This window comes from Phaeobacter sp. JH20_29, from assembly GCF_048056175.1.
GTDB classification, from domain to species: domain Bacteria; phylum Pseudomonadota; class Alphaproteobacteria; order Rhodobacterales; family Rhodobacteraceae; genus Phaeobacter; species Phaeobacter bryozoorum.
Genome location: NZ_JAYMWO010000004.1, coordinates 24,407 through 46,669, shown reverse-complemented (window position 1 = coordinate 46,669; position 22,263 = coordinate 24,407). Strand labels below are relative to the sequence as shown.

Sequence of the window (22,263 nt, the reverse complement as noted above, 5' to 3'; positions counted from 1 at the left end):
CACAGAGGCCGTCAAAGCCTGTCATACCGCCGCATGAATGGTTCGGGACCGCCCTGAACACCCCAGAGAGATCTTCTGCGCAGCTACCGTTCTGATCTATGTCGGAAATCCTGGAGCGGGTAGCGGGAATCGAACCCGCACCTTAAGCTTGGAAGGCTCTTATGATACCATTTCACCATACCCGCTCAGGGAATTTGGTCTATAAATCGGTGCTTTCGGAGCGTCAAGCGGCTGTGGCGTGAAATCGTGAAATTTCATCTGGAAGAGCCGGATTAACCGGCATCTCTCCCCTGACCACCTGTCCACTCAATTGCCGAGCACCCGGCCAATCCAACCTTTGCGCGGCGCCTCGTCTTGGCTGGCGTCAGGTGTCCCGGCCTCCTCGGCTGAGGCATCTGTTTCGACCGAACTATCCCCTTCGACGGCGGTCTGGAACCGCTCGAAGAACTGGTCGGCCATCTTTTTGGCAAACCCGTCGATGATCCGGCTTCCAAGCTGGGCGAGTTTGCCGCCGACCTTGGCCTCGACCTCATAAGTCAGCAGGGTATGCCCGTCCTCACCATCGCTCAGCGTCACATGGGCGTCGCCCTTGGCGAACCCAGCCGCGCCGCCCTTGCCCTCCCCCCGCAGGGTCAGACTATTGGGCGCATCGAGATCGGACAGGGTCACAGTGCCGCGGAATGTCGCCTTAACCGGGCCGACCTTTTGCACCACAACCGCCGTGAAACCCTCCTCGGCCGATCCCTCCATTTCCTGGCAGCCGGGCACCGCATCCTTCAGCGTTTCGGCATCCAGAAGCCCCTGCCAGACCTCGGCGCGCGGGGCAGCGATGCTGCGGGTATCGGCAAGTTTCATAAGCCTATTCCTTTTGCTGGCGATACATCGTGTTGCGGGCACTGGGACGCCCCTGCTGGCGCCTGCATAACGCAATCCGGCTGCGCGCCGATATGCGACATTGGTTGCAGATCAGACGGCGACGGTGCGCGCAGCAAGGATAGCACAGGCCTACGTTCCCGCCAGACGCGAAATCACGGCCGTTGCATCTTCGCGAGCCGTCTTAGACTTTTCGCCTATTGGTCGCGGCTTGCAGGTGCTGCTAGCATGAGCGGCATGGCGGGCGCGTGGCTTTGGCGCGCGATGTGACCCGCGATTGCCCGGCGCAGACTATGAACCATTGGCATAGGCTTGAGGAGTTTGATGACCCATTCGCCCGCCCCAGATCATCCCCAGCGACCTCGCACCCCGGATGCGCAGGACCCGGCAGGCTTTGTGACCGCGCTGATCGTCGAGGATCACCCGCTGTTCTGCGACGCCCTGGCGATGACGCTGCGCGCCACGGTTGGGATCACCAGCATCGCAACCGCCGCGACAGTGGAACAGGCCATTTCCGAGGTTTCGGACACTCCTGCTCCCGATGCGGTGGTGCTGGATCTCAACCTGCCCGATGCTCAGGGCCTCGACGGGCTGATACGGCTGCACAATGCGACGACCGCGCCGATCCTTGTCGTATCGTCGATGGCGGACAACCGGGTCATCAGCGCAGCCATCCACGCCGGTGCCGCCGGCTTTGTGCCCAAGCACAGCCAGCGCGAGATTTATATCGACGCCTTTGACGCCATCGGCAGGGGCACGCCTTTCGTCCCGCCCGGCTATGTGCTGCTGCCGCGGGACAGTGAAACGCAGGATGCGACCGGGCGTCTGGCGACGCTGACCAATCAGCAGGCGCGGATCCTGCAACTGATCTGCGCGGGCAAACTGAACAAGCAGATCGCCTATGACCTGTCGATCGCCGAAACCACGGTAAAGGCGCATGTCACCGCGATCATGCGCAAACTCGGGGTCCAAAGCCGGACCCAAGCGGTTCTGATTGCAAAGGAAACAAGCTTTGCAAACGTCTTGCAAGATCTGGGCTGAGCTGCCTACCATCCGACATGACGCGCCCTGCCCCCTTCCCTGACACGGCTGATCCCCGCGCAACGGCGCAGGCTTCAGACCGGGTCTCTCTGCCCGCCATTGCGGGGGCGCTGCACAATGCGGATCGCATCACCCGCACGGGACGGGCAGCGGCAGACTTCCCTGATGCGCTGGCGACATTGGCCGGAACGCTGGCGCCGCTGGACGAGCTGGAGCTGGTCATCCTCTTTGTCTCGCCGCAGGCCGATATCCATGCGCTCAGCGCGGCTGCGGCGCAGCATCTCGCACCGGCCACTGTTATTGGATGCACCACCGCAGGCGAGATCGGCGAAGCTGGCTATACCGACGGGGAGATCATCGCAATCGGCCTGCCGCGCAGCCATTTCTGCGCACGTGTGCTGAGCATCGAAGATCTGAACACATATGATGCCCAGTGCCAGATCGACCAGATCATCCGCAACCGCAACGACATGGCGCGAGAGACGCCGCAATGGACCTCCGAATTCGCCTTTCTGCTGATCGACGGGCTGTCGATCAAGGAGGACGCGCTGACCGCCGATCTCGCACCCGGTCTGGGCCCCGTGCCACTGTTTGGCGGCTCCGCAGGCGATGGTACCGATTTTGGCGCGACCTATGTGCTCTGTGACGGCATCGCGCGCCAGAATGCGGCGGTGTTGCTACAGATCCGCAGCAATTGCCCGGTCAAGGTCTTCAACACCGACCATCTGGTGCCCACGGCCCAGCGCATGGTGGTCACCGGTGCCGATCCCGCCCGTCGGCTGGTCTATGAAATCAACGCCGAGCCGGCCGCGCGCGAATATGCACGGCTCCTGGGCAAGGATCCTGAACAGCTGACCACTTTCACCTTTGCGGCCCATCCCGTCGTCGTGCGCCTGGGTGGCCAGCACCATGTCCGCGCGATTCAGCAGGTCGCTGAGACGGGCGATCTGGTGTTCTTTTCCGCCATCGACGAAGGTGTCGTGCTGACCCTGGCCGAACCCCTGGACATGGTCGATCACCTCGACCGCGCCCTGACCGCTCTTGGCGAGACACAGACCCCGGATGTGATCCTTGCCTGCGATTGCCTCCTGCGACGGATGGAAGCCCAGCAAAAACAGCTCACGCCGCAGATCTCATCGCTTCTTGCCAAACATCGTGCTGTCGGCTTCTGCACCTATGGTGAACAGGTGAATTCCATCCATGTGAACCAGACGCTGACAGGGGTTGCCATCTATCCGCCCCTGGCCTGCGAACCACCGGCACGATCATGACGCAAGGCCTGATTGATCCGCGCGACTCGCTGGAGCGGCAGAACGAAAAACTGCTGAAAATCACCGCAACGCTGATGCGCCGGGTGGAACAGAACACCGATGCCTCCGGTCTCGCCTATGCGCAGTTCGAACGCGCCGTTTTGCTGGAAGAGGAAATCCGCAGCCGCACCCGCGATCTGGAGCGCACGCTGGACCTTCTGAACCTGTCCAATGCCAAACTTGCCGAGGCCAACCGCGAGACCGAGGCGGCGCGCGCCAATCTCGCCGATGCCATCGAAACCGTGCAGGAGGGGTTTGCCCTCTTTAATCCGCAGGATGTACTGGTGATGTGCAACAGCCGATTTGGGATGCACATGCCCGACATCCATGCGCGGCTGCGGCCGGGGCTGGCATTTGAGGCCTATGTCAATCTGGTCAGCGGCAGTTCGGCCCTGTCGCTGCCCGCCGGGACCACAGCCGCCGAATGGGCCGCGCGCAGGCTGGCCCGGCATCAGGACCGCAGCGTCATGTTCAACGTTCGCATGACCGGGAACCGCTGGCTTCAGGTCAGCGAACACCGCACCTCCGACAGTGGCACCGTCATCCTGCAAACCGATGTCACCGACATCATGCGCCTTCAGCACCAGGAACGTGAACGCATCCTAGACGATCAGGCCCGGCTCATCCGCGCCACTTTGGAACACCTGAACCAGGGGGTCTGCATCTTCGATCAGCAGGCGCGTCTGGTTGGCTGGAACCGGCTCATGGGAGAGCTGCTGTCCATTCCGATCAGCCGGTTTCGCATCGGCAGCCGCTTCGAGCGGATCTTCGAACATCTGCGTGCGGAGTTCACATTTGAACAGGCCGATATGGCCGATCAGGTCACCCTCTGGACCCGGCCAAAAGCAGATCCTGCACCGGATATCCCTTCTGAACGGATGCGATCCGGCCCAGCGATACGGGCGCCGCTTTCCTTCGACGTGCAGCAGGGCATGACACGGGTCCTGACGGTTTTTATGCAGGAAATGCCCGACGGCGGTTTCGTGATCAGCTTCACCGATGTCACCGCCGAACGGACCGCCGCGCGCGCGATGAGCGAGGCCCGTGACACGCTTGAACAGCGTGTGCTTGACCGAACGCTGGAGCTGGAAGACGCGCTTCAGGCCGCCGAACGCGCCAATGCCTCAAAGTCGCGCTTTGTGGCCGCCGCTTCCCATGACCTGCTGCAACCGCTCTCGGCGGCAAAGCTCTTTGTCGCAGCGCTGCAGAGCGAATTGCCGACAGGCGGTTCCCGCGAAACCCTGAACAAGGCGGCAAATGCGCTGGACAGTGTAGAAACACTGGTCTCAGCGCTCCTTGATATTTCGCGACTGGATTCCGGCCGCGCCACACGGCATGTGACGTCCGTCGATCTCGACGACCTGCTGCTGCAACTGCATGACGAATTGCGCCCGATGGCAGATGCCAAGGGCCTCTCGTTCCGCCTCAGGCTCAGCCAGACGCGGGTGCTGAGCGATGTGACCTACCTGCGGCGCATCCTGCAGAACCTGATATCAAATGCGCTGCGCTATACCAGCCGGGGGGGTGTGCTTGTCGGCATCCGCCCCCGCCGGGACACGGTCCGGGTTGAGATCTGGGACACCGGGACCGGCATTCCCGACGAGGATCGCACGCTGATCTTTGCAGAATTCCAGCGGCTGAACGCCACGGTGAGCGCCGCTGACGGCATGGGCCTTGGCCTTGCAATTGTGGAACGCGCCTGCGGGTTGCTGGGCCATCCCCTGACGCTCAGATCCCGTGTGGGGCGCGGCACGGTCTTTGCCGTTGATCTGCCCCGTGACACCGCACGGCTGCACCAGTCACATCAGTCGGAGCTGTCCGGCGCTCGCATGGCCGAGGTCGCCCCCTCCGGGACAGCTTCCCCGGATCCGGCAGCTGTGGCCTTGGGGCAGCTGATCGCGCTGCTGATCGTCACCGATCCCGATCTGCGCCACGCATTGACCCTGACGATGGAGCAATGGGGGATCGATGTCTTGCCCTGTGCCAGTGAAGAGGATGCCCGCGCCTTGCTGACGGAAATCGACGTCACACCGGATGTTCTGGTGATTGACCTGCAACTGGGGGCCGACCAGAACGGCGCCGAGGTGATCGCCCGCCTCAACCGCGACCTTGGCGCGCTGCCCGCCTGCCTGATCTCCGCCGACCGCCGCCCGCAGGTCGCCCGGCTTGCCCAAAACACAGGTGCCAGACTGTTTACAAAACCCATTCAACCGGAGCAGCTGCGCAGTTTCCTCGACGATCTGCGACAGCCGCCTCAATGACGCCCATGGCTTGCCCTCAGCGCCAGCGGTGGCGAGGCCATGGCGGCCCGCAGAAGATTGATCCAGCGCCCCCGCCCTGCCGTAATGCCATCGAAACACCCGCAGGCGACCCGCAAGGTCGATGCCCTGCCAGCCCCCTCCTACAGCCGAAAGGCTCTTCCAGATGACCGATCCCGCCCCCCTGCCCCCACATCGCCCGACCGCCGTGATTACCGCGCATGGCCAGCCTTCCGATCCGGCGCCCCAGGAACGCGCGCTGGCCGATCTGGCCGATGCCGTCGCTGCGCTGTTGCCCGACTGGGATATCCGCTCGGCCACGTTGTCCACAGCTGATCGACTGGAACAGGTGACACCAAAGGGCGCGCTGATCTATCCGTTCTTCATGGCCAACGGCTGGTTCACCGGCTCGGTGCTGCCCAAGCGGCTCCAGGGGCATGATGTTCACCTGTTACCCCCCTTCGGTCTGGACCCGGCCCTGCCGGAACTGGCCTGCAAGGCGCTGGCCACAGCCTGCGAGGCACGCGGATGGTCGCTGCCCCGGACCCGCATCCTTCTGGCCGCTCATGGGTCGGCCCGGGGGCCCAAGGCCGCCGAAGCCGCCGAGGCCTTTGCAGCCGCCATGCGCCAGCACCTGCCGGGCACGGATCTGGTCACAGGCTATGTCGAGGAAGATCCGCGTATCGCGGACGCCGCCCGCGATCTTGCAGCGGCCAAACCTAAACACCCGACCCTTTGCCTGCCGTTCTTTGCACAATCCGGCGAACACGTCCGCGACGATATCCCCGAGGCGCTGGCCGATGCCAGTTATCCCGGCGACATATTGCCCGTGCTCGGGGCGCTGCCCGGCGTCCCCCAGCTGATCGCCGACGCCCTAAGGCAGGCTCTCCTCGGGCCAAACCCGGCAGGAGACAAAGCCGGTGGGATCTGACCAAACCCGCCCGCAGCCCGGCGTAACCGTCCCCCCGTTGTGACACCCCGCAGGGCTACGGACAGCCCCCAAGGCAGCGTGCCCCGCTCGCGCCCCCGGCAGATCGACACTCAAAGCGGCACTCCAGCCCATTGCGGCCGCAGAATTTTTCAAAATTTCCCGCCGGTTCTGCGCACGCCCCCTTGCACCGTCCCCCGGCATGTGATTAATCACGCCTCACACCACCGGTAAGGCGAGTTGGCGGAGTGGTGACGCAGCGGATTGCAAATCCGTGTACACCGGTTCGATTCCGGTACTCGCCTCCAAACAAAATCAATACCTTATCTGAATTTCCGGTTCGACAGATTTGGGCCTCTCAACAGGCCTCTCAACATTCCTGTTTTGGTTCTGTTCTGTTCTTCATTTCCTGACCAGGCATGGCAACTGGCCGAGCAAACAATTGACGCCGCCCAAATGTTCGCTACCTGTTCCCGCTCATGTAGACCATGAAAAGAACAGATATCGGCGGCGAGGTTCTCAAGGATGATTGGGTTATCATCTGGGATGGCCGCGAGGTGGGACGAATCTTCTTCGACGATTTTCCATACAACAACGCCAACCCTTGGAAGTGGGCCACCTGGGTGATCACTGCAGATAGCGGGCGGGTAAAAACTATGGAAGAAGCGAGGAAGACGGTCAGACGTGTAGTGCTGCGCATGTCTGGCTGCGATCAAGGCCACCGAGCAGATGGGCGTCTTCGATATGCCGGATCTGTCCGACTTTACCAAGCCCTAGAACCCCATCCCCAAAAACACAGAAGCCCCGCTCACTGACGGGGCTTACACGTTGCAGTCATACGGGTATCCGTTCGCGTCACCCATGATAGCCAGTTATCAGGTAGCACCTCAGGATCATCGGGCATTGTCACCCTAGCCTCCCCGTAGGAGCCACATCCCGCGTCACCAGCGATCAGAGTTTCGCCGCAGCTGCTCAATGTCATCATCGCGATCATTGCCGCGCAGATCTTCCACTGCCTCACGGCCGACCTCCTTTCGCTTTGCGCTGTCTGTCAGCGTCTCGATGTAGGTTTCCTTGCGTACCTCTCCCTCTCTGGACCGCCCATAGGCCCAGATAGCCGCGAGGAACGCCCCAGCGGCCACCAGATAGCCCCAGAAGCGGAATAGTAGGGCGGAGATCACTTGCCCTTCTCCGGGGCCACCCAAGACGCCCAGAAGCCAATCCCGGCCATCAGCAGGGCGACCAGGGCAGGCCAGCCCGCGCCGCTGATGAGAGAACGCACCAGCGCAGCCGGGTCATCTGATGCCAGGATTACAGAGAGCACCGGCCCGATGGCTGTCAGAAGATGGCGCAGCTGCCCTTGCACCTTGGGGTTTCGTAGCTTGTTCATGTCATGCCTCATTTGTGGAAATTGGGGTGCCGCCGGGGGTCAGGAGAATGCGACGGCCTGTGATCGGGGTGCCAATCGGCCAGCGCGCCGACAGCAGCCGGGGCTTCGCGATCCGGGTGACGGTGACAGCGTTCGCCTGATTGCCGCCCAGGACGTGATAATGCGTGTCGTCCTCGCCGTGATAGAACCCGACGTGACCCGCCCAATGGTTCGGGCTGATCCGCCAGAACACCAAGGTAGCCCCGAAGACGGGATCGCACTTATCGCCCCAAGGGTGCCAGTTGCGGGCGCCCAACGGGTTCCCAGGCAGATCAATGCCTGCATCCGCCGCCCGGTGACAGGTCGCAACGAATGCGCCGCACCAAGGGATTTCGCGCGGGTCGATCCACGAAACAGAGGCGTCAAACCAGCGCCGCAGGGCTGCGGTGTTGCGCTGCTCATGCAGGCCGCGCACCTTGGCCGCTTCGGCCATCCATGGCAGATGCGACTGCTCCTGCACGGCAGGCATCAGCGCCGCGCGGGTCAGTGGGCCAACATAGGGTCGCGCGCGCAGGCCAATCGACCGCTTGAATGCAACAACCGCGGCGTCCGTGCGGGGGCCGCGCTGGCCATCATGCGGGCCGGGGTCAAAGCCCAGCTGAGAAAGCCGGGTTTGCAACCAAAGGATATCAACTGTCATCTGTCCTGCCTCTCGTAATCCGGGCCAGCACCCGCAGGCACAGCCGCCTGTTGGGGTAGAACGCCATTTCCGTGACAGACCACCGGGCCTGCTCTTCGTCGCTGAGGGACTTGTGCATGGCCTTGAGGTGCAGATATGCCGCCAGCGCCGCCCCGCCCTTGAACAGCAAGTCCAGCCAATTACCAGCCCCGCGCAGCTGCGCGACAGTGAGCCACCCCAGCTTGACCGCAGGCTGCCCGAACACCTGCCAGAAAGCCGTGTTCCCGACGGCTGCGAGGAACCCGCAGAAGATCGCGGCCTGAAGCCACCCTGGCGCGTCTGGATCGGTCCAGCGTGTCGGACGATATGCCCACATCACCAGCGCGCCGTAAAACATGAGGGCAACGCCTGCCCCCCAAGAAACCCAATCACCCATCTGTCTGCTTTGCCCCCCGGCTTGCCTCGATTGTTTTGCGTAGAAGGTCGCTGCGGAGCTGCGCGGCCTCCCGCCTTAGCCGATCATTGCGCAGCTCGGCCCGCGCAAGGGCGGCCTGCTTCGCGTTCGCGTCACTCCGACACAGGAACTGCGGCCACTTCATTGCCCGCGCTCCCTGCTATATCGGTCGATTGCGCGGATGGTCTCGACCAGCTCGGCGCTGTGTTCACGCTCCCGGTCAAGGTGGCGGTCGGTCTGGTGGCTGTTACGGCGGTAGAGGTGGCCGACGGCGTAAAGCAGGGCTGCGATCACAACGGCGTTAAGCCCGCCACCGATCTCCTTTATGATCGCTGTAAGGTCCATTCATCAGCTCCATTTGTGGATGGTGACGGCCAGCACCATTGCCAGCCTGCGGATGCGCCCCACGCCATCGGCGCGGAGGGCTTCGGAAAACGGTGCGGCCGCGCTGACCCGGCCCCATCCGAGGACGTGAATGGCGTAGTCATGCAGCGCGGCGGCTTTCAGATATCGCGGGTTGTGCCGGTCAAAGATCCACCCGGCCCAGCGGGGGATCGAGACATCAAAGGAGAACCCCTGCGGCACGTACAAAAAGAGACCGGACCCTTTGGCTCCGATCTCCCATGCGATTGCTTTGGTGGTGTGATAGCCCGACCCGCTGCGGGCGCACCAATCAGGCGGCTGGCCAGCCATCCAGAACGGTCTGCGCGCCATTGGGGAGATGCCCCAATCCAGCAAGCAGCGCCAGCCCCGGCGCTACCTCGGGATCATCCCGTTGCACCTGTTCGGCCATATCCAGAATGATCCACATCGCTTTCAGCTCTGGCGCATCCCGTGCCGCCACCAGCATGTCAGGGGTCATGCCGCCAAGAAACATACACAGCCGCATGAACCCGATCTTGGTCAGCGGCTGATAGACCGGATCCGGCACCGGGATATCCTCAATGCCCCAAGCGGCCCCGTCCCACGTCAGGCGCTGGGTTTCCGGGTCGTGATCAGGCTGCGGCGGTGCCGCGATGTAACCAGCATCTGCGATTTCCTCAGCGGTGAAGCTGGCCGGATCAGTGCGGCTGCGCCCGTCGCTCAGACGAATGCGGAAAGGGAGCGGCGCAGGATAGCTGCCGCTTTTGGTAAAAAAGGTCATTGCGTCACCTCAGAAATCGAATTGATAGAGCTGTTCAACGCCATCGCTGACCCAGATTGAGGTCTTACTGGCAGGGTTCATCATGAATCTGCGACCACTGATGATCTCACGAATACCAGGCAATCGACGTCCAGTCGCACTGGCCGTGCGGAGGTCATAGGGGGTGGCGATCACGTATTCATAGAGGGTGTATTCCGTCCCAATCAGAACCAAGGCGCGGGCACCGTCATCATAGAATTGAATGTCGTATGGCTGCCCATCAACAATCGGGTCAGTGCTGGTCAGCAAAGATCCCGCTGCCAGGGCAGTTGTCATATCCCATTGGGTGGTCAGACTGTATTGCTGAATAGTGCTGGAACCCTGTGAAACAGCATAAGCCCAAAAGCCGTCACCACTGATACGCAGCGCCGTGTTCCCGATGATTGCACCAGACCCGTCGTAAGAAGCCGTCGCAAGGTCGAACGGAGTTGACAGACTCCACTGTTCAACATTCACGCCGCTATCCATGGCGTAGAGCTTTGAACCATCCTGCGAAATCTCAACCCCAACCAGACTGCCGATGCGGTTAGACATAGCCAGGCTATCATTTGGGTCAGATGCACTTGAAACATCCCAGCCGGTTGCGAGGGCGAACCGGTGGACAGTGTCGTCATATATATCCGCGACATAGGCGTTTAGCCCGTCCCGCGAAACTGTCAAACCGGATAGCGATGAGATCTTGCTGCTTACGCTGAAGGTAGCACCAGGTAGAACTCCAAACTGAAATGGGCCAACCGGAGTTTTCCCACGCCCACCGGCCCGCAACATGCGGTCCCCGCGCATGGTACCAATCATGCCACCCATCAGAGATCATACTCCAGGGCGCTGAAGCTCAGCACCGCATCACCTGCGGTTGAGGCTTGGGCCTGCACCTGATCGCCCGCACTGAGGATCAATGTGCCGCCCATCGGATAGATCGGGCCGGTACCGTTCGGCTTGATCGTTTCATCCTGACAGAGCTGCGTAATCGCGTCGCCGTCCGACGCATCCAGCCACTGGACTGTCACATCCACCTCGTTGGCCGGATCGATCGGGGTGATCTGAAGGTGAGAGACCATCGCATAGCGACCGGCAGGCACGGTGTAGACCGTCGCCATGGCATCGAGCGCGAGGCGTTTGGACACAGGATATTGCGACATCGGGTTCTCCTTAGAAATTCGCGGCGAAGACCAGCGCGAGGCGGGCCATTTCGTCCTTGGCCTGCGCGACCGGGTTCAGGTTGTGCCAGTTGGCGGGATCTGCGGCAGGATCGATGGCCGAGGTGAAATCGGCCTTGGCGCGGTAGGTCAGCCCATCCGTGGGCGACCAGACCGCATCGCCGTCGCTGTAGTCGCCAGCGGCCCAGCGATCCGCGTTCACGCCGCTTTCAAACGCGGCGCTGGCCTCTGCGACCGCTGCGGCCTGTGTGGCCACCTGCTCTGCCGCTGCGTTGACCTCCTGCGCCTGCTGATTGCTGGCAAGCGCGCGGGCCGGGATCTCGCCCAGGAAGATGTCAACGTCGGCGGAAAAGGTATCCGGAGTGTCCGACCGGCTTGGAACCTTGGTGAATGCGGGAACTTGGGTGACAGACATCAGGTGACGCTCTCCACTTCGAGGGACAGTTTGGAAATCGACGGGGTCTCATACGGAAAGCCGAAATCGCGCGGGTAGCCATAGGTGATGGTGCCGCCGCGCGTCGGATCACCGATGTAGATGCCTGGCACGTCGGCGACATCTTCTAGAAAATCAGCAATGTAATCGTTGTTGCGGGTCTCGACCGCGACCTCATAAGTGACAAGCTTGGCCTTATTGCGCGAGACAATGTTGAACCTGCCGAACTGGTCACGCTCTTTGGTGGAAAAGTTCAGCAGATCGCGGCGGGTGCCATAGACTGCTTCGCCGATAATGCGCTGACGCCCGATGAACGCGCCGCCGACCCTGACCTCCGCTCCGTCCGCGCCAGTTACGGTGATCGTGACAGGTTGGGAGTACGACGGCAGATCAATGAAGGTCACGTCCCGCCGTTTCAGAATTGGCGAGAAGAAGTATTCCCAGTAGTCGGCCACCTGGCTGTTATCCAACAGGCTCTTGGTTTCGTCGTAGAGGCTGTCGCCTGCCCCATCATCCACGGTCACCCGTGCGGACAGTGCGTCGAGGTTAAGCAAGGTGACTGAATTCACGACCTCAGTCGGCTGGATTGTCACCTCAATCTGATCAACCTGCACCGTCTGCGAGTGGTAGAACTCATCAAACATCTGAAACCGATTGACCACGCCAATGCGGATCCATGTTGGCGGATCCGCGTCAACGCCGGTGACAGGATCATCGGCGGTCTCGATCACAGCGCGGTAAAGGTCATTGCCAATACGGCGCTCTTCACCCTCTGGCGTGGTACCCGCTGTCCATTCGATCTCGGACAGCGGGACATCCGTGGTCAGGTTTGCGTCGGTGACGTCAATAGGCTGGATGATGATCATGCTGCCCCCTTGGTGGTCAGGCCATCCCGCTCAACACGCTTCAGCGAACGTTCAGTTGCGCCAGTCGCCTTGGAAATTGGTCCGAGATAGCCAGCCATCTCTTCACGCAGGGCCCGGATCTCGCCAACGGCCTCAAGGGCGCCACCAATTGTGCCGTTTTCTCCGGCCGCGCGTGCTGCACCCGGGCGACTGTTGACAACCTGAGTGCGCTCCAACGCCTTGATCTGCGCGATGCGATTGGCTTCCTTTTGCGCGCTGGCAACCGCGGCAACACCAGCTGCCATCTGTCCAATGGATCCACCCAGCGCATTCACGGCGCCGACGACGTTAAAAACGCCTTCGCTGATGCTGGGCAGACCAGCGGATGGATCTAAGGTCGCCGCGACCATCTGCTCCATATTGAGACGAATGGTTTCCAGCTCTTCCATGCGCGTTTCGATCCGCTCAGACACGAGCGTGTATCGCTCCGCGGTGTGATTGAGCTGAGTGACCGCATTTTCGACTTTGATGGCTGCAATATATTCGCCCATTGCCAGCTCATAAGTGCGCTGCCCGTCTGCCAGGATTTGGTCAAGGCGCTGCATTTCCGCCTCATGCTGCGATTGGGCGAGCGTGATCTGTTGCTCCAGCGCGCTGACGGCCATGTCAGCAGCTGTCATTTCGGTCTGCGCCGCGTCACCGCGCTCCGAAACAATGTTTGAGGTGCGATAGTAGTCTGCCAGATAGTCGGCATAGTTGGAGAAATCAGCAGAATTATCTTCGCCCAGCACGCTGAGCGCATCAGACAGGCGATCTGGATCAGAGCCGCCGTTTTGCACATACATCAGTGCGCGGCGGCGCTCCACCTCGCGCCCTTCCGCATCGATGCGGCGGCGGTCGCGGATGGCATCATCCAGGGTTTCGAACAGTTGACGGGATTTCTCTGCCGCGCCCTCCAATGTGCCAAGGCGCCCCTCCAACTGATCCATCAGGGCGGTATGGCTGGCGGTTATGGTATCCCGCTCAGCACCGACCGAGATTTGCAGGCGCTTGAGGCGGAGTTTGAGCCTATCGCCGATGATGCCTAGTCGCCCCTGCATTTCATCGACAGCCTCTTTTATGGCCCCTGTCAGCTCTGCCAGCGCATCACGGATGTTCTGCTCTTTGAGCCTGCGCGCCTCGGCCTCCGCCTGTGAGAGGGCATCACCTACCCCATTGAGCGCATCTGCTGCCTGTTGCGCCGTACCATGGACAACCGAAAATTCATCAGACAGACCAATCAGCGTCACGTAAGCCTCGCGACCTTCCTCGGTCGTGCGGTCCAGACCTGCCACCAAATTGCGAAATGACTCATGGGTTGTTGGCAGGGTCAGGTTCAATTGTTCAGCAGCTTCGTCCAGCGCCTCCTGTGCGTACTGCTGCTGCTTGGCCAGCCGCTCGACATCGGTGAACATAAGCTCAAAGTAGCTGCCGACACTGACAGTGAATTGCTCCACACCGCCAAAGGCATCCATGAGTGCTGACGCGCTTTCGGCCGCCTTGAGACTGCCTTCGAACAGTGATTGGTTCAGCAGGCCAAAGCCCTCATTGGCCGAGATCAGTGAGCCGCCAAGTCGTGTCAGCGTGTCATACGCGCCCTCGCCTGCCTTTGCGTAATCCTCTGTTTCCAAAACAAGGTCCGCCATGCCATCGCCCAGGCGGGTCAGCTGATCCTCGAAGGCCTTCGCGATCTGTTCTTCACTCCCTGCATTCGGGCCGGTCAGCCAGATCGTGAAACCATCTGCTGTGAAGTCATCAATAGCTGTCGAGGCCAAGCCAAGAGCGGCTGCCATTTCCTCAACGCTGCTACGAACCGCAAGCGCACCGTCGTCAAGCATACTTTGGATCTCGGGCCGAGCCGTGTGGTTGACCTGCTTATCACCGCGCAGGAAGCCACCGTCCCAGAAGTCAAATTCAAAGCCGTCAAAGCCCTTGGGCCCGAGCGAACCACGCACCGCGCGCCCGTCGTATTCTCGCGATAGCCCCTTGGCAAGCAAAGCGATCCCGCCAGCCACAATGCCAAGCGCGGGTAGCGCTGCCCCTAACGCCCCTAGACCGCTGGACGCCCCGGTGACAAGACCGCCAAGATTGGCAAAACTTGATCCAAGGCCTCCGCCCGTGAAAATCCCACCCAGGCCGGACATGACGCCCTGCGCGATCTGACCTCCTCCCAGAAGATTTGCCCCAAGGTTGATAAGGCCACCGCCCCCCCCGCCGAGAATGCCACCGCCGCCACCAAGCCCGCCTGCGGCTGAGGCAGCAGTTCCAGCAAGCGACCCGCCGAACCCAAGTGAAAGCATGATCCGGTTCTTGGCTGCCGTGCTGATCATCTGGATCAACCAATTTTTGAAGGTCTGACCGATATCTTTGAGCGTGCCTTCAAAACCGTTGAACAGCCCCTCGGTCAGAGTGTCCGTCAAATCACCCACCAAAGGCAGGGAATCCGCCAGCTCAACATTCAAATTCGCAACGGCCTTGGCCATTTCATCTTTGGACAAAAGCCCCTGCAGCTTGGCCATCTCTGCCAGCTCACGGTTGTAGGCGGCCATGGGGTCAAGGGACGCTCGTACCGCATCGGCTTCTTTCTTCAACTGGTTGGTGGCTTTGCGGCTTGCCGACCCCGTCTTTTTCAGATTGCGCTCACGACTGCGTGCGGCCTCGCGCTCTTTGTCCAAGACAGCATCCAAGGCAATGCCATGCTCAAACTGATACTGCTCGGCATCAATGGCCTGGCGTTCCAGCCATGTGGCCCCCTCGCGCCGCGCATCGAATTCCAGCTCTTTCCGAAATCGCTCTGCTTCAATCGCTGCGCTACGGATAGACTTGCCCGCCTTAAGTGCGTCGACCTCAGCTTGCTTGGCCGCATTTGAAATCAGCCCTCCGCCAATGGCAGATAGCGAGGACATGATGGCTTGGATCTCTGCATTCACACCGGCCATCGCACCAGCCCAGATATATGCCTGTGCAGTCGCTTCTTCCGTATTGGCTACAGAGCGACTTGATGAGGTGATGATCGCTTCGAGTTGCACAACCGCATCCGCCAGCGCCGAGGGTAGCTTTTGACCTTCGGGATAGAATTTGCGGATGACATCCAAGGCGTCCTTCGCCTCACGCTGGATATCCTCCAAGCTCTGGGCGCCCCGTAGCTCGTCAAACCCCTTCTTGATGAGTGTAACCTGTTCGGGCAGCAAGCCCACGGCTTGAGACGCCGCATAGGCATCGTCTTCCAAGCTCTCAAAGTTCTCGCGAAACGTCTGGATTTGCTCCGAAGTGGCCTTCATCGCGGTATTCCGCTCGAGCGCATCAAGCGCATCTTCCATCGCAGAAATAGCAGACGCGGCCTCTCCAAGGTCCACAAACAGATCAAAGTTGTCAGTCTGAAGAGCATCCAGAGCGCGCCGGACAGAAACCCCGCTGAGGTATTCGTAGGTTTCCTTCACATCTTGTGCAAAAGCCCCGAATTCTTCAACAAGATCCATAGTGCTGGCCCGAGCACCGTCAGCGTACCGGCTGTAGTCATTCAGCGCCCCTACGAGGTTGTCGAGAGCCTCGGTATTTAGCTTCGATCTTTCTTCCAGCGAAAGCGATGCGCTCCCCAAATCGAACAAAATTGGCACCAGCGCCCCACCAACCGCCACCGCTGTCCCAAGCCATGGAAGTATGGTGCCAATGCTACCGCCGAGCATACTGAAAGCGCCTGCAGCTTGAGGAGCCTGCTGTGAAATTGCGCGAAACCAACCAATCATCGGGCCAGAAACAAAAACGTCTTGGATTTGAAAGCCGACCTGATTTGCAACGAGACCGAATTTCGACATACCCTTGCCCGCCCGAGCAGAAGCGCCGCCAACGCCCTGCATCTGATCTTTGAGCATTTGCAGGGTGCTGGCCCTTTCCTTGTCGGAGATCAGTCCAGCTCTGTGGGTGGCATTCAAAGTTTCAGTGGCGGCATCAAGCTGCCTGGTGGCCGCATATGTTGGGTCAATAGATGCTTTCAACCTGTCGTAAGCTTGCGATTGCCGATCCAACTGGCCCACCCACGCTTTTGCAGATGCAGAGGCTGTCCTCGATGCCTTGTCAACACCAAGAAGGGCATCAAGTTGCTTCTGCGCTGCGGTGGCAGTTTTTTCAAATCCAACGTCATATGCCCGCGCCATCGCCTCAGCTGATCGCACAGCATCACGAGAAGTTTCTTCAAACCCGCCGCCCAACATTTTGAGGGCTGATCGTGCTTTTTTAGCGCCAGCATCAAACGATGCGGCGTCAAGTGATGCGGACGCTCGCAGCGCCCCAACTTCAATGGCCATATTGACAAACCTATTGCGTGTTCTGACCCGTCCAACTAGCGTTAGGCGGGTTTTCTCTGAGAGAGGCTATCGTGAGGTCAGCAACAATAATTTTGGCACTTTCGGTGCTTGGACTTGGTGCGTACTGGCCATACCGAAGCGCTGAGAAAATTATCGAACCTGCGAAATATGATCCGTCGTGCGAAGCGGAGGCTCGAAAGCTATTGAGGCAACTTCAAGTCTCTAAAAGCCGGGCCAACTCCAACCTGAACGATTTGCGCAGGGAGTTTGGGGTTAGTGCGAGTGATATTCGAGATAACGCGAGGTATGTGGCTGGAATGTATGCAGGGCAATTGGAGCGGCTGCCCTGCTACAACCGATGACACCGGCCCCTTACCCGTGCTGCGAAACCGATTGTCACCCTGCCAACGCTGACAGGCTGGCGTTCAAGTTGTCAGACAAGCGCTGACGTTCCATCTCGACACCGGGATCCTCATCTGGCCGATCATCAAATGCGGGTGAGACCTTCATCGGCTCTCGCCCGCGCGCCAGACCTTGCACATAGGCCGCGCTCATCGCCCGGAGCTGCTTTACTTCCCACGGCTCAAGATCCAGCCCTGCTGCCAGTGAAAAGGCGTTGATCTCCGTCCAAGCGATTGGTGCCGCGCCGCCCATCTGATCGAAGCTGCACCACCCAAGAGCCTCTGGCACCATCATATCGAGCAGATATTCCACTCCGCTGACATCTGGCAGAGCAAGGTCAATACCCTCTTTCTGCCAGATCTTCAGCCGGTTGGACTTCCACTCATCGGGGCGCGCAGATAGAAACCCTGCCTGTTCGGCATAGAGCGTCAGTCGGCGGAGGCGTTTCCCAAGTAGTTACCGCGCTTGGCAGAGAACGCGGCGACCTGCTCGACAAAGGACATCTCACCTTCTTGGGCGTTCATACGATTCAATCCAAAAAGCCAGGCCGCATCAGCCTTGGTCGCCGGAGCCTTGCCCTTGCGAACGTTTTTGAAACCGAGAACCCGTGGCACCATAGCCTCGACCATGCGCTCATGCACTGCCTCAAGGGTGTTCTCGTCATAAGCTTTCTCATCGCCATCGTCAGCTTCAGCCCGTGCCTTCTGGCGAGCGCGTGCGGCGGCCCGAACTGATGGCGCCTCGCCCCCCAGGACAACGACCAAGCAAGGTTTACCGTTATCAACGGTGGGGTCATCGGGGTTGTCAAACAGTGGTTTCAAGGTCGCCGGGTGCTTCAGGTGGCATTCGGCGCCTTTTTCAGCAGCCGAAACGCTATCAAACTGGTTGAAGTCCATTATCTTATCCTATCGGTTCGTGGTTCATTCGGGCCGGGGGATCGAACCACTCTCCGCCCGGCCCTTCCGCTCAAATGAGCGGATCTTGATCAGCTCTTAGGCGGCCTTTTTGAGGATCTGCTCAGGCGTCAGCTCAATTGAGGTGGTGGCCGTAACCACATCATCCACGCCGCCGATGTTTGGCTTGAACGACATCACCAGACCCACAAGATAGAAGATCGTTCCATCCTGAAGCGTGATCGCCATATAAACCGGGTCATCGCTTTCAAGCGCGGTTTCCATCGCAGTTTGCCCGGCGTCGTCGGGATCAAGTGCAAGGCTGGGGTTCAGGTTGCCATTGTTATAGCTCCCCTTGCCCTTCTTGGTGCCCCGCGTTGACAGCGGGTTGTGTGTCACGAGGGCCCATTCTTTACCGAATTCGCCCACGTTGGTGATTTCACCAACCGGGATGAAGGTGAGGGCGTCAAACCCTGCGGTGTCATGGGTTGCGGGCGCCGCGGCAGAAATGCCGAGCGTCACCCCAGAGGCGGTCTGGTGCGCCATATCTGTTTCCTTTCAGTATAGAGAGAAAGCGCCTTGGGGCGCGGGTAGATAGGCCTTGGCCTATTTCGTGGGGATCACCTTCAGCGGCCCCGTGAACTCGGCCAGCACTTCGCCATCAGCCTCGGTCGCCTCGGCTACCTTGCCCTGGTAGGTCACGCCATTGGCAGAGGTGAACTGCAGCAGATCGCCGGGCTTTGGCTCCGGGCCCCGGTACAGCGCGGCCGGGTGTGAGGCCTTGTTCGTCTCCATCGGCAGGCGGATCAGCTTGACGCCCGTCGCGACAACGGGTTCCGGGTTGGATTTAGCCGCAGATCTTTGGCCCGCCGCAGCAGGTTTCTGGCTGGTCATGATGTGTGTCCTCTGATGTGGGGTGTGCCGCCGCAGATTTGCGGCTATTCGCGATAGGTGATCGCAAACGTGAGTGAGACTCTGTGGGCAGCACTGGCATCGGTGCTGTTACTGTCTCGTGCGGCCGTCAGACGCGCGCTGACAACGGGCCCGCCGCTAAAGCCTTCAAGCGAAGTCCGCACCTCTCGGCTGGCAATCATCGCCTGACGGTAGGTTTTGCCCCAGCAGTCGATCTGTATCGAGCCTTGCATGAGGCCCTTGCTGTTCAGGGTGTGGTATCGCCTGCCAGACATGCGCGACATCGACACCAGCGGCATGGTTTCGCCATCCTCGAAGTAGCCCCATTTCACCGGGCAATTCACTGCCGCAGCAAGCAAGACCTGAAGATATTCCTCCATCACAGCCCCCTCTTGGCGCGGCGCGCCAGTGTAGCCTCCAACTCGCTCCGAATCTCAGCAGCCAAGCCCTGAAGGATGTCGCCCTTGTAGGCCTCCCACGACGGGGTGAGCGACGGTGTCGGGGCCACAGCACCCACATACTTGCCGCTTTTGTGGTAGCGCGGCTCGGTGCCCCATTCGCGTAGATGTGCATGCGGGGCAGATCTGGTCGCACCAACGAACATGGTGACCGCGCCCGAACCGACATCTGGTTGCGGCTGGCCGTTTTTGAGCCTCGATGAAACCGCGAATGCACTATCGTCGGCCCCGGGCCAAAGGTAATTCGCCATTTCCGCAACTGGCTGCAACTGCTTGGCCAGGGCGCGCCGAACAACCGGCTTTGATACAGCTTTCGGCAATGCGGCCAGATCATTGTCGAGTTCGCGCAAACCCTCCATTTTCAGCAGGGTTTTCACGAAAGGCTCTCGCAAACAATGTCCAGATATTGCCGCGGCTTGTCCCGGTTTGGCTCTATTGCTCGGATGTCGTACGTGATGCCTTTTCCGATATCTCGCATTTGCCATTTGGTTTTTATGGCCAGCGCAGGGGGTGATTGGCGGATCGTCGCGACAATTGTTTGCCGACCTGTCAAACGCGCTGCTTGAACACTCTCACCGCCGCGCAGGAACTGAAAAAAAGCACGAACCCGGAGGCGCTCAACAGGTGTCCAGTCTTTGCCTCCTAAACCATCATCGGTGCCGACCAGTTCATCGAAAGCCACGCGTTCGATCAGCAGCATCAGACTGCCATCCAACGATAGGGCTGGATCAGGGCTGAGACCCCCATCGGGAGGGCCTCACCCGGCTGCGCTGTTCGGTTTTCATACCAGGTCGCAGCAAGCGCCTTTACTGCAAGTTTCAAATTAGCTGGTACATCTACTGCGGCGCCAAAGCCGCATGTGAACTGCACTGCGATTGGCGCCGGGTTGCTGCTTTCCAGCGTCGGAAGGTCAAAACTATCGGCCAGCGAAACCAGCGTGCCGCTCGCGATAGGCAGGACAGCGATGTCATCCGCTGTCACCGACTGTTCTGCCCCGCCCGCATCAGCGTAGCTGATAGCCACGGCCGAGACGTCGGGCACCGGCAGGCAGATTTCTCGCGACCAAGCCGCCTGCTGAACCTGCCACGTCTGCGAGACCATGGCCCGCCCCAGAATCCCCCGAAATCCGTCCAGATGCGCCACAGCAGCGTCACGCAGGCCGGTCAGAAGGTCATCATCATCGGCAAAGTCAACAATCGCCTGGGCCTTCACCTCGTCCAGTGTGACGGGGCTTTGAGCCGGTGGTGTGATGAGAATGGGGCGGAACATGTGCGCTTACTTCTTCGCCGGTTTGCCGTACGGACCGGGATCAAGACCCAGATCTTTCGCCATTTCCGATGTCATCGATTGGCGGGACGCAGGCTTTGCATCCGCCGGTTTGGCCTGTTTGGCCGCAGTCTGCTTGGTTTCAGCCATCGGGTTCTCTCCTGAGAGGGTTGTAGGCGGGCCATTACAGCCCGCCGAAGATCACCGCTTAGGAAGCGGCCATTTCCATAACCTTGATGCACTCCGGGTTCACCACGCCGCCGCCGACGCGCTTGGTGGTGTAGAAATGCACGTAAGGCTTGTTGGTGAACGGGTCGCGCAACACGCGGACGCCGGTCCGGTCAACAATCAGGTAGCCGCGACGGAAATCACCGAAGGCGATGGGCAGGGCAGAAGCAACAGCATCCGGCATGCCCGGCATTTCTGTGACCGGGTAAGCCAGCAATTGCGAGGGCTGGCCCGCCTGCGAAGACGGCTGCCAGAGCTGTCGGCCTTCGGCATCGCGCAGCTTACGAACCTTGCCCATGGTGCTGCGATTCATCACGAACCGGCAATTGCCAGTGTAAGCGGACGGTACCGCGTAGATCAGATCCAGCAGTTCGTCTTCAGTCACTGCAGCAGCAGCGGCGGCGGTTTTCTTCTCGATGGCCCCCAGCGGATTTGCCGATGCGTTGCTGCCGCCGGTCACATAGGTCAGGAAACCGCTCGGCTTGTTCGTCCCGTTGCCGGAAATGAACGCCAGTCCTTCCTGGTAGGAGAACTCTGTTTCGACCTCGCCCGCGATCCAGGCTTCCAGGTCCACTTCGGCATCATCCAGCATCTGCTGCGTTGCTGCGGGGTTGGCGTAAATTTCGCCCGTGGTGAAGGTCATGGAGCCGAAAGTCGCGCTGCCGGTTTCGCCGCGTGCGGCGGTTTCGCCGACCCAGCCCGACGCGGTGCCGCGCAAGTTGAACAGCTTGGTGAAGCCGTTGCCGGAAATCGACTGGGTGCTCGCGATCTGACGCATCGCCGAGACTTCGATCAGCTTGTCGGTGATGGTGCGGTCCCACTCGACAGGAGCCAGATAGCCGCCCTCGTCGGAGGCGCCCTTGTTCAGGTTGGCCTGAACTTCACCCTTGCGGAAGTGCGCGCGGAAAGCCTCGGAATACTCCGGGTCCTTCACCTGGCCAGGGCCAGCGCCGTTGGCAGCCATCGCGGCCAGCTTGGCATTGGCCTGATCAACCGCGGCTTGCAGGTCAGACACGCTGGCGTCAATGCGCTTCATCTTTTCGGTCGTCACCACGTCGTCAAACTTGGCTTTGACCTCTTTGTCCTTTTCGGCCTGGGTGTCTTTGAACGACTGCCAGTCCTTCTGAAGGTCAGCAAGAATTTTGGTCACGTCACCGCCTGCATCTGCACGAACGGCGACGATCCCGCGGGCTTTCGCGGGGATCATGTGCTTGGACATGAGTTGTCTCCT

27 protein-coding genes and 2 tRNA genes are annotated in these 22,263 nt (G+C 60.5%); 5 read left to right on the top strand and 24 right to left on the bottom strand.

All coding sequences use genetic code 11. From position 1 onward, the window contains the following. Nucleotides 1-111: 111 nt before the first annotated feature. Nucleotides 112-185: transfer RNA gene (locus VWZ85_RS01995), tRNA-Gly, on the bottom strand. Nucleotides 186-306: 121 nt separating this feature from the next. Further along, nucleotides 307-855 carry a CoxG family protein gene (locus VWZ85_RS01990; protein ID WP_340546091.1) on the bottom strand — a complete coding sequence of 183 codons (549 nt, stop codon included), beginning with the start codon at nucleotides 853-855 and terminating at the stop codon, nucleotides 307-309. A gap of 465 nt (nucleotides 856-1,320) precedes the next feature. Here VWZ85_RS01990 and VWZ85_RS01985 point away from each other — a divergent pair, with 465 nt between their 5' ends. The 5 genes from VWZ85_RS01985 (at nucleotide 1,321) to VWZ85_RS01965 (ending at nucleotide 6,718) form a co-directional block, all read left to right on the top strand. Continuing rightward, entirely contained in the window at nucleotides 1,321-1,914 is a 594-nt protein-coding gene (locus VWZ85_RS01985) for a LuxR C-terminal-related transcriptional regulator (protein WP_416535137.1), read from the top strand. A gap of 17 nt (nucleotides 1,915-1,931) precedes the next feature. Continuing rightward, complete coding sequence (locus tag VWZ85_RS01980) at nucleotides 1,932-3,185, top strand: FIST N-terminal domain-containing protein (protein WP_416586872.1); 1,254 nt, start codon at nucleotides 1,932-1,934, stop codon at nucleotides 3,183-3,185. Then, complete coding sequence (locus VWZ85_RS01975) at nucleotides 3,182-5,485, top strand: PAS-domain containing protein (RefSeq protein ID WP_416586871.1); 2,304 nt, start codon at nucleotides 3,182-3,184, stop codon at nucleotides 5,483-5,485. Before VWZ85_RS01980 ends, VWZ85_RS01975 begins: the two co-directional genes overlap by 4 nt. A gap of 163 nt (nucleotides 5,486-5,648) precedes the next feature. Next, complete coding sequence (locus tag VWZ85_RS01970; RefSeq protein ID WP_416586869.1) at nucleotides 5,649-6,413, top strand: CbiX/SirB N-terminal domain-containing protein; 765 nt, start codon at nucleotides 5,649-5,651, stop codon at nucleotides 6,411-6,413. Nucleotides 6,414-6,644: 231 nt separating this feature from the next. Then, nucleotides 6,645-6,718 (top strand) — tRNA-Cys (locus VWZ85_RS01965). A gap of 633 nt (nucleotides 6,719-7,351) precedes the next feature. Here the strand turns inward: VWZ85_RS01965 and VWZ85_RS01960 are convergent. From VWZ85_RS01960 to VWZ85_RS01855, 22 genes are all read right to left on the bottom strand, one after another. Continuing rightward, nucleotides 7,352-7,591: a hypothetical protein gene (locus VWZ85_RS01960; protein WP_416586865.1), complete on the bottom strand. Its 240-nt coding sequence runs from the start codon at nucleotides 7,589-7,591 to the stop codon at nucleotides 7,352-7,354. Then, entirely contained in the window at nucleotides 7,588-7,800 is a 213-nt protein-coding gene (locus VWZ85_RS01955; RefSeq protein ID WP_416586863.1) for a hypothetical protein, read from the bottom strand. Before VWZ85_RS01955 ends, VWZ85_RS01960 begins: the two co-directional genes overlap by 4 nt. A gap of 1 nt (nucleotide 7,801) precedes the next feature. After that, nucleotides 7,802-8,479, bottom strand: coding sequence for a TIGR02594 family protein (locus tag VWZ85_RS01950; protein ID WP_416586861.1), 678 nt, complete (start codon nucleotides 8,477-8,479; stop codon nucleotides 7,802-7,804). Continuing rightward, nucleotides 8,469-8,855, bottom strand: coding sequence for a hypothetical protein (locus VWZ85_RS01945; RefSeq protein ID WP_416586858.1), 387 nt, complete (start codon nucleotides 8,853-8,855; stop codon nucleotides 8,469-8,471). The genes VWZ85_RS01950 and VWZ85_RS01945 overlap by 11 nt, the downstream gene beginning before the upstream one ends. Nucleotides 8,856-9,053: 198 nt before the next feature. Next, on the bottom strand, nucleotides 9,054-9,257 hold the full coding sequence (locus tag VWZ85_RS01940; RefSeq protein ID WP_416586856.1) for a hypothetical protein: 204 nt from the start codon (nucleotides 9,255-9,257) through the stop codon (nucleotides 9,054-9,056). Between the two features lie 3 nt (nucleotides 9,258-9,260). Next, the gene (locus VWZ85_RS01935) at nucleotides 9,261-9,605 is read right to left on the bottom strand and encodes a DUF1353 domain-containing protein (protein ID WP_317959896.1); all 345 of its coding nucleotides are present in this window, start codon (nucleotides 9,603-9,605) and stop codon (nucleotides 9,261-9,263) included. Next, nucleotides 9,586-10,056, bottom strand: a complete 471-nt coding sequence (locus tag VWZ85_RS01930; RefSeq protein WP_416586853.1) for a hypothetical protein — start codon at nucleotides 10,054-10,056, stop codon at nucleotides 9,586-9,588. Before VWZ85_RS01930 ends, VWZ85_RS01935 begins: the two co-directional genes overlap by 20 nt. 9 nt (nucleotides 10,057-10,065) lie before the next feature. Continuing rightward, a complete protein-coding gene (locus tag VWZ85_RS01925) occupies nucleotides 10,066-10,629 on the bottom strand; it encodes a hypothetical protein (protein WP_416549401.1) in 564 nt (187 codons plus the stop codon). 269 nt (nucleotides 10,630-10,898) lie between these two features. Next, nucleotides 10,899-11,234 (bottom strand): hypothetical protein, encoded by a 336-nt coding sequence (locus tag VWZ85_RS01920; protein WP_416586850.1) that lies wholly within the window; start codon nucleotides 11,232-11,234, stop codon nucleotides 10,899-10,901. Between the two features lie 10 nt (nucleotides 11,235-11,244). Continuing rightward, nucleotides 11,245-11,667 carry a hypothetical protein gene (locus VWZ85_RS01915; protein ID WP_416586847.1) on the bottom strand — a complete coding sequence of 141 codons (423 nt, stop codon included), beginning with the start codon at nucleotides 11,665-11,667 and terminating at the stop codon, nucleotides 11,245-11,247. Beyond that, nucleotides 11,667-12,551: a hypothetical protein gene (locus VWZ85_RS01910; protein WP_416549399.1), complete on the bottom strand. Its 885-nt coding sequence runs from the start codon at nucleotides 12,549-12,551 to the stop codon at nucleotides 11,667-11,669. The genes VWZ85_RS01915 and VWZ85_RS01910 overlap by 1 nt, the downstream gene beginning before the upstream one ends. After that, nucleotides 12,548-16,873: a tail tape measure protein gene (locus VWZ85_RS01905; RefSeq protein ID WP_416586844.1), complete on the bottom strand. Its 4,326-nt coding sequence runs from the start codon at nucleotides 16,871-16,873 to the stop codon at nucleotides 12,548-12,550. The genes VWZ85_RS01910 and VWZ85_RS01905 overlap by 4 nt, the downstream gene beginning before the upstream one ends. Nucleotides 16,874-17,269: 396 nt before the next feature. Then, complete coding sequence (locus tag VWZ85_RS01900; protein WP_260081039.1) at nucleotides 17,270-17,587, bottom strand: hypothetical protein; 318 nt, start codon at nucleotides 17,585-17,587, stop codon at nucleotides 17,270-17,272. Between the two features lie 116 nt (nucleotides 17,588-17,703). After that, entirely contained in the window at nucleotides 17,704-18,171 is a 468-nt protein-coding gene (locus VWZ85_RS01895; protein ID WP_260081040.1) for a hypothetical protein, read from the bottom strand. Nucleotides 18,172-18,267: 96 nt separating this feature from the next. Then, a complete protein-coding gene (locus VWZ85_RS01890; protein WP_102874270.1) occupies nucleotides 18,268-18,714 on the bottom strand; it encodes a hypothetical protein in 447 nt (148 codons plus the stop codon). A gap of 60 nt (nucleotides 18,715-18,774) precedes the next feature. After that, nucleotides 18,775-19,062 carry a hypothetical protein gene (locus VWZ85_RS01885; protein ID WP_416542037.1) on the bottom strand — a complete coding sequence of 96 codons (288 nt, stop codon included), beginning with the start codon at nucleotides 19,060-19,062 and terminating at the stop codon, nucleotides 18,775-18,777. A 44-nt stretch (nucleotides 19,063-19,106) separates the two neighbouring features. Then, on the bottom strand, nucleotides 19,107-19,460 hold the full coding sequence (gp17, locus tag VWZ85_RS01880; protein ID WP_260081042.1) for a tail completion protein gp17: 354 nt from the start codon (nucleotides 19,458-19,460) through the stop codon (nucleotides 19,107-19,109). Further along, entirely contained in the window at nucleotides 19,460-19,915 is a 456-nt protein-coding gene (locus tag VWZ85_RS01875) for a hypothetical protein (protein ID WP_260081043.1), read from the bottom strand. The genes gp17 and VWZ85_RS01875 overlap by 1 nt, the downstream gene beginning before the upstream one ends. Next, complete coding sequence (locus tag VWZ85_RS01870; RefSeq protein WP_260081044.1) at nucleotides 19,912-20,238, bottom strand: head-tail adaptor protein; 327 nt, start codon at nucleotides 20,236-20,238, stop codon at nucleotides 19,912-19,914. The genes VWZ85_RS01875 and VWZ85_RS01870 overlap by 4 nt, the downstream gene beginning before the upstream one ends. Then, nucleotides 20,238-20,807 carry a head-tail connector protein gene (locus VWZ85_RS01865; protein WP_260081045.1) on the bottom strand — a complete coding sequence of 190 codons (570 nt, stop codon included), beginning with the start codon at nucleotides 20,805-20,807 and terminating at the stop codon, nucleotides 20,238-20,240. The genes VWZ85_RS01870 and VWZ85_RS01865 overlap by 1 nt, the downstream gene beginning before the upstream one ends. Nucleotides 20,808-20,813: 6 nt before the next feature. Beyond that, the gene (locus tag VWZ85_RS01860; protein ID WP_260081046.1) at nucleotides 20,814-20,954 is read right to left on the bottom strand and encodes a hypothetical protein; all 141 of its coding nucleotides are present in this window, start codon (nucleotides 20,952-20,954) and stop codon (nucleotides 20,814-20,816) included. Between the two features lie 58 nt (nucleotides 20,955-21,012). Then, nucleotides 21,013-22,239 carry a phage major capsid protein gene (locus tag VWZ85_RS01855; protein ID WP_416587027.1) on the bottom strand — a complete coding sequence of 409 codons (1,227 nt, stop codon included), beginning with the start codon at nucleotides 22,237-22,239 and terminating at the stop codon, nucleotides 21,013-21,015. Nucleotides 22,240-22,263: the final 24 nt, after the last annotated feature.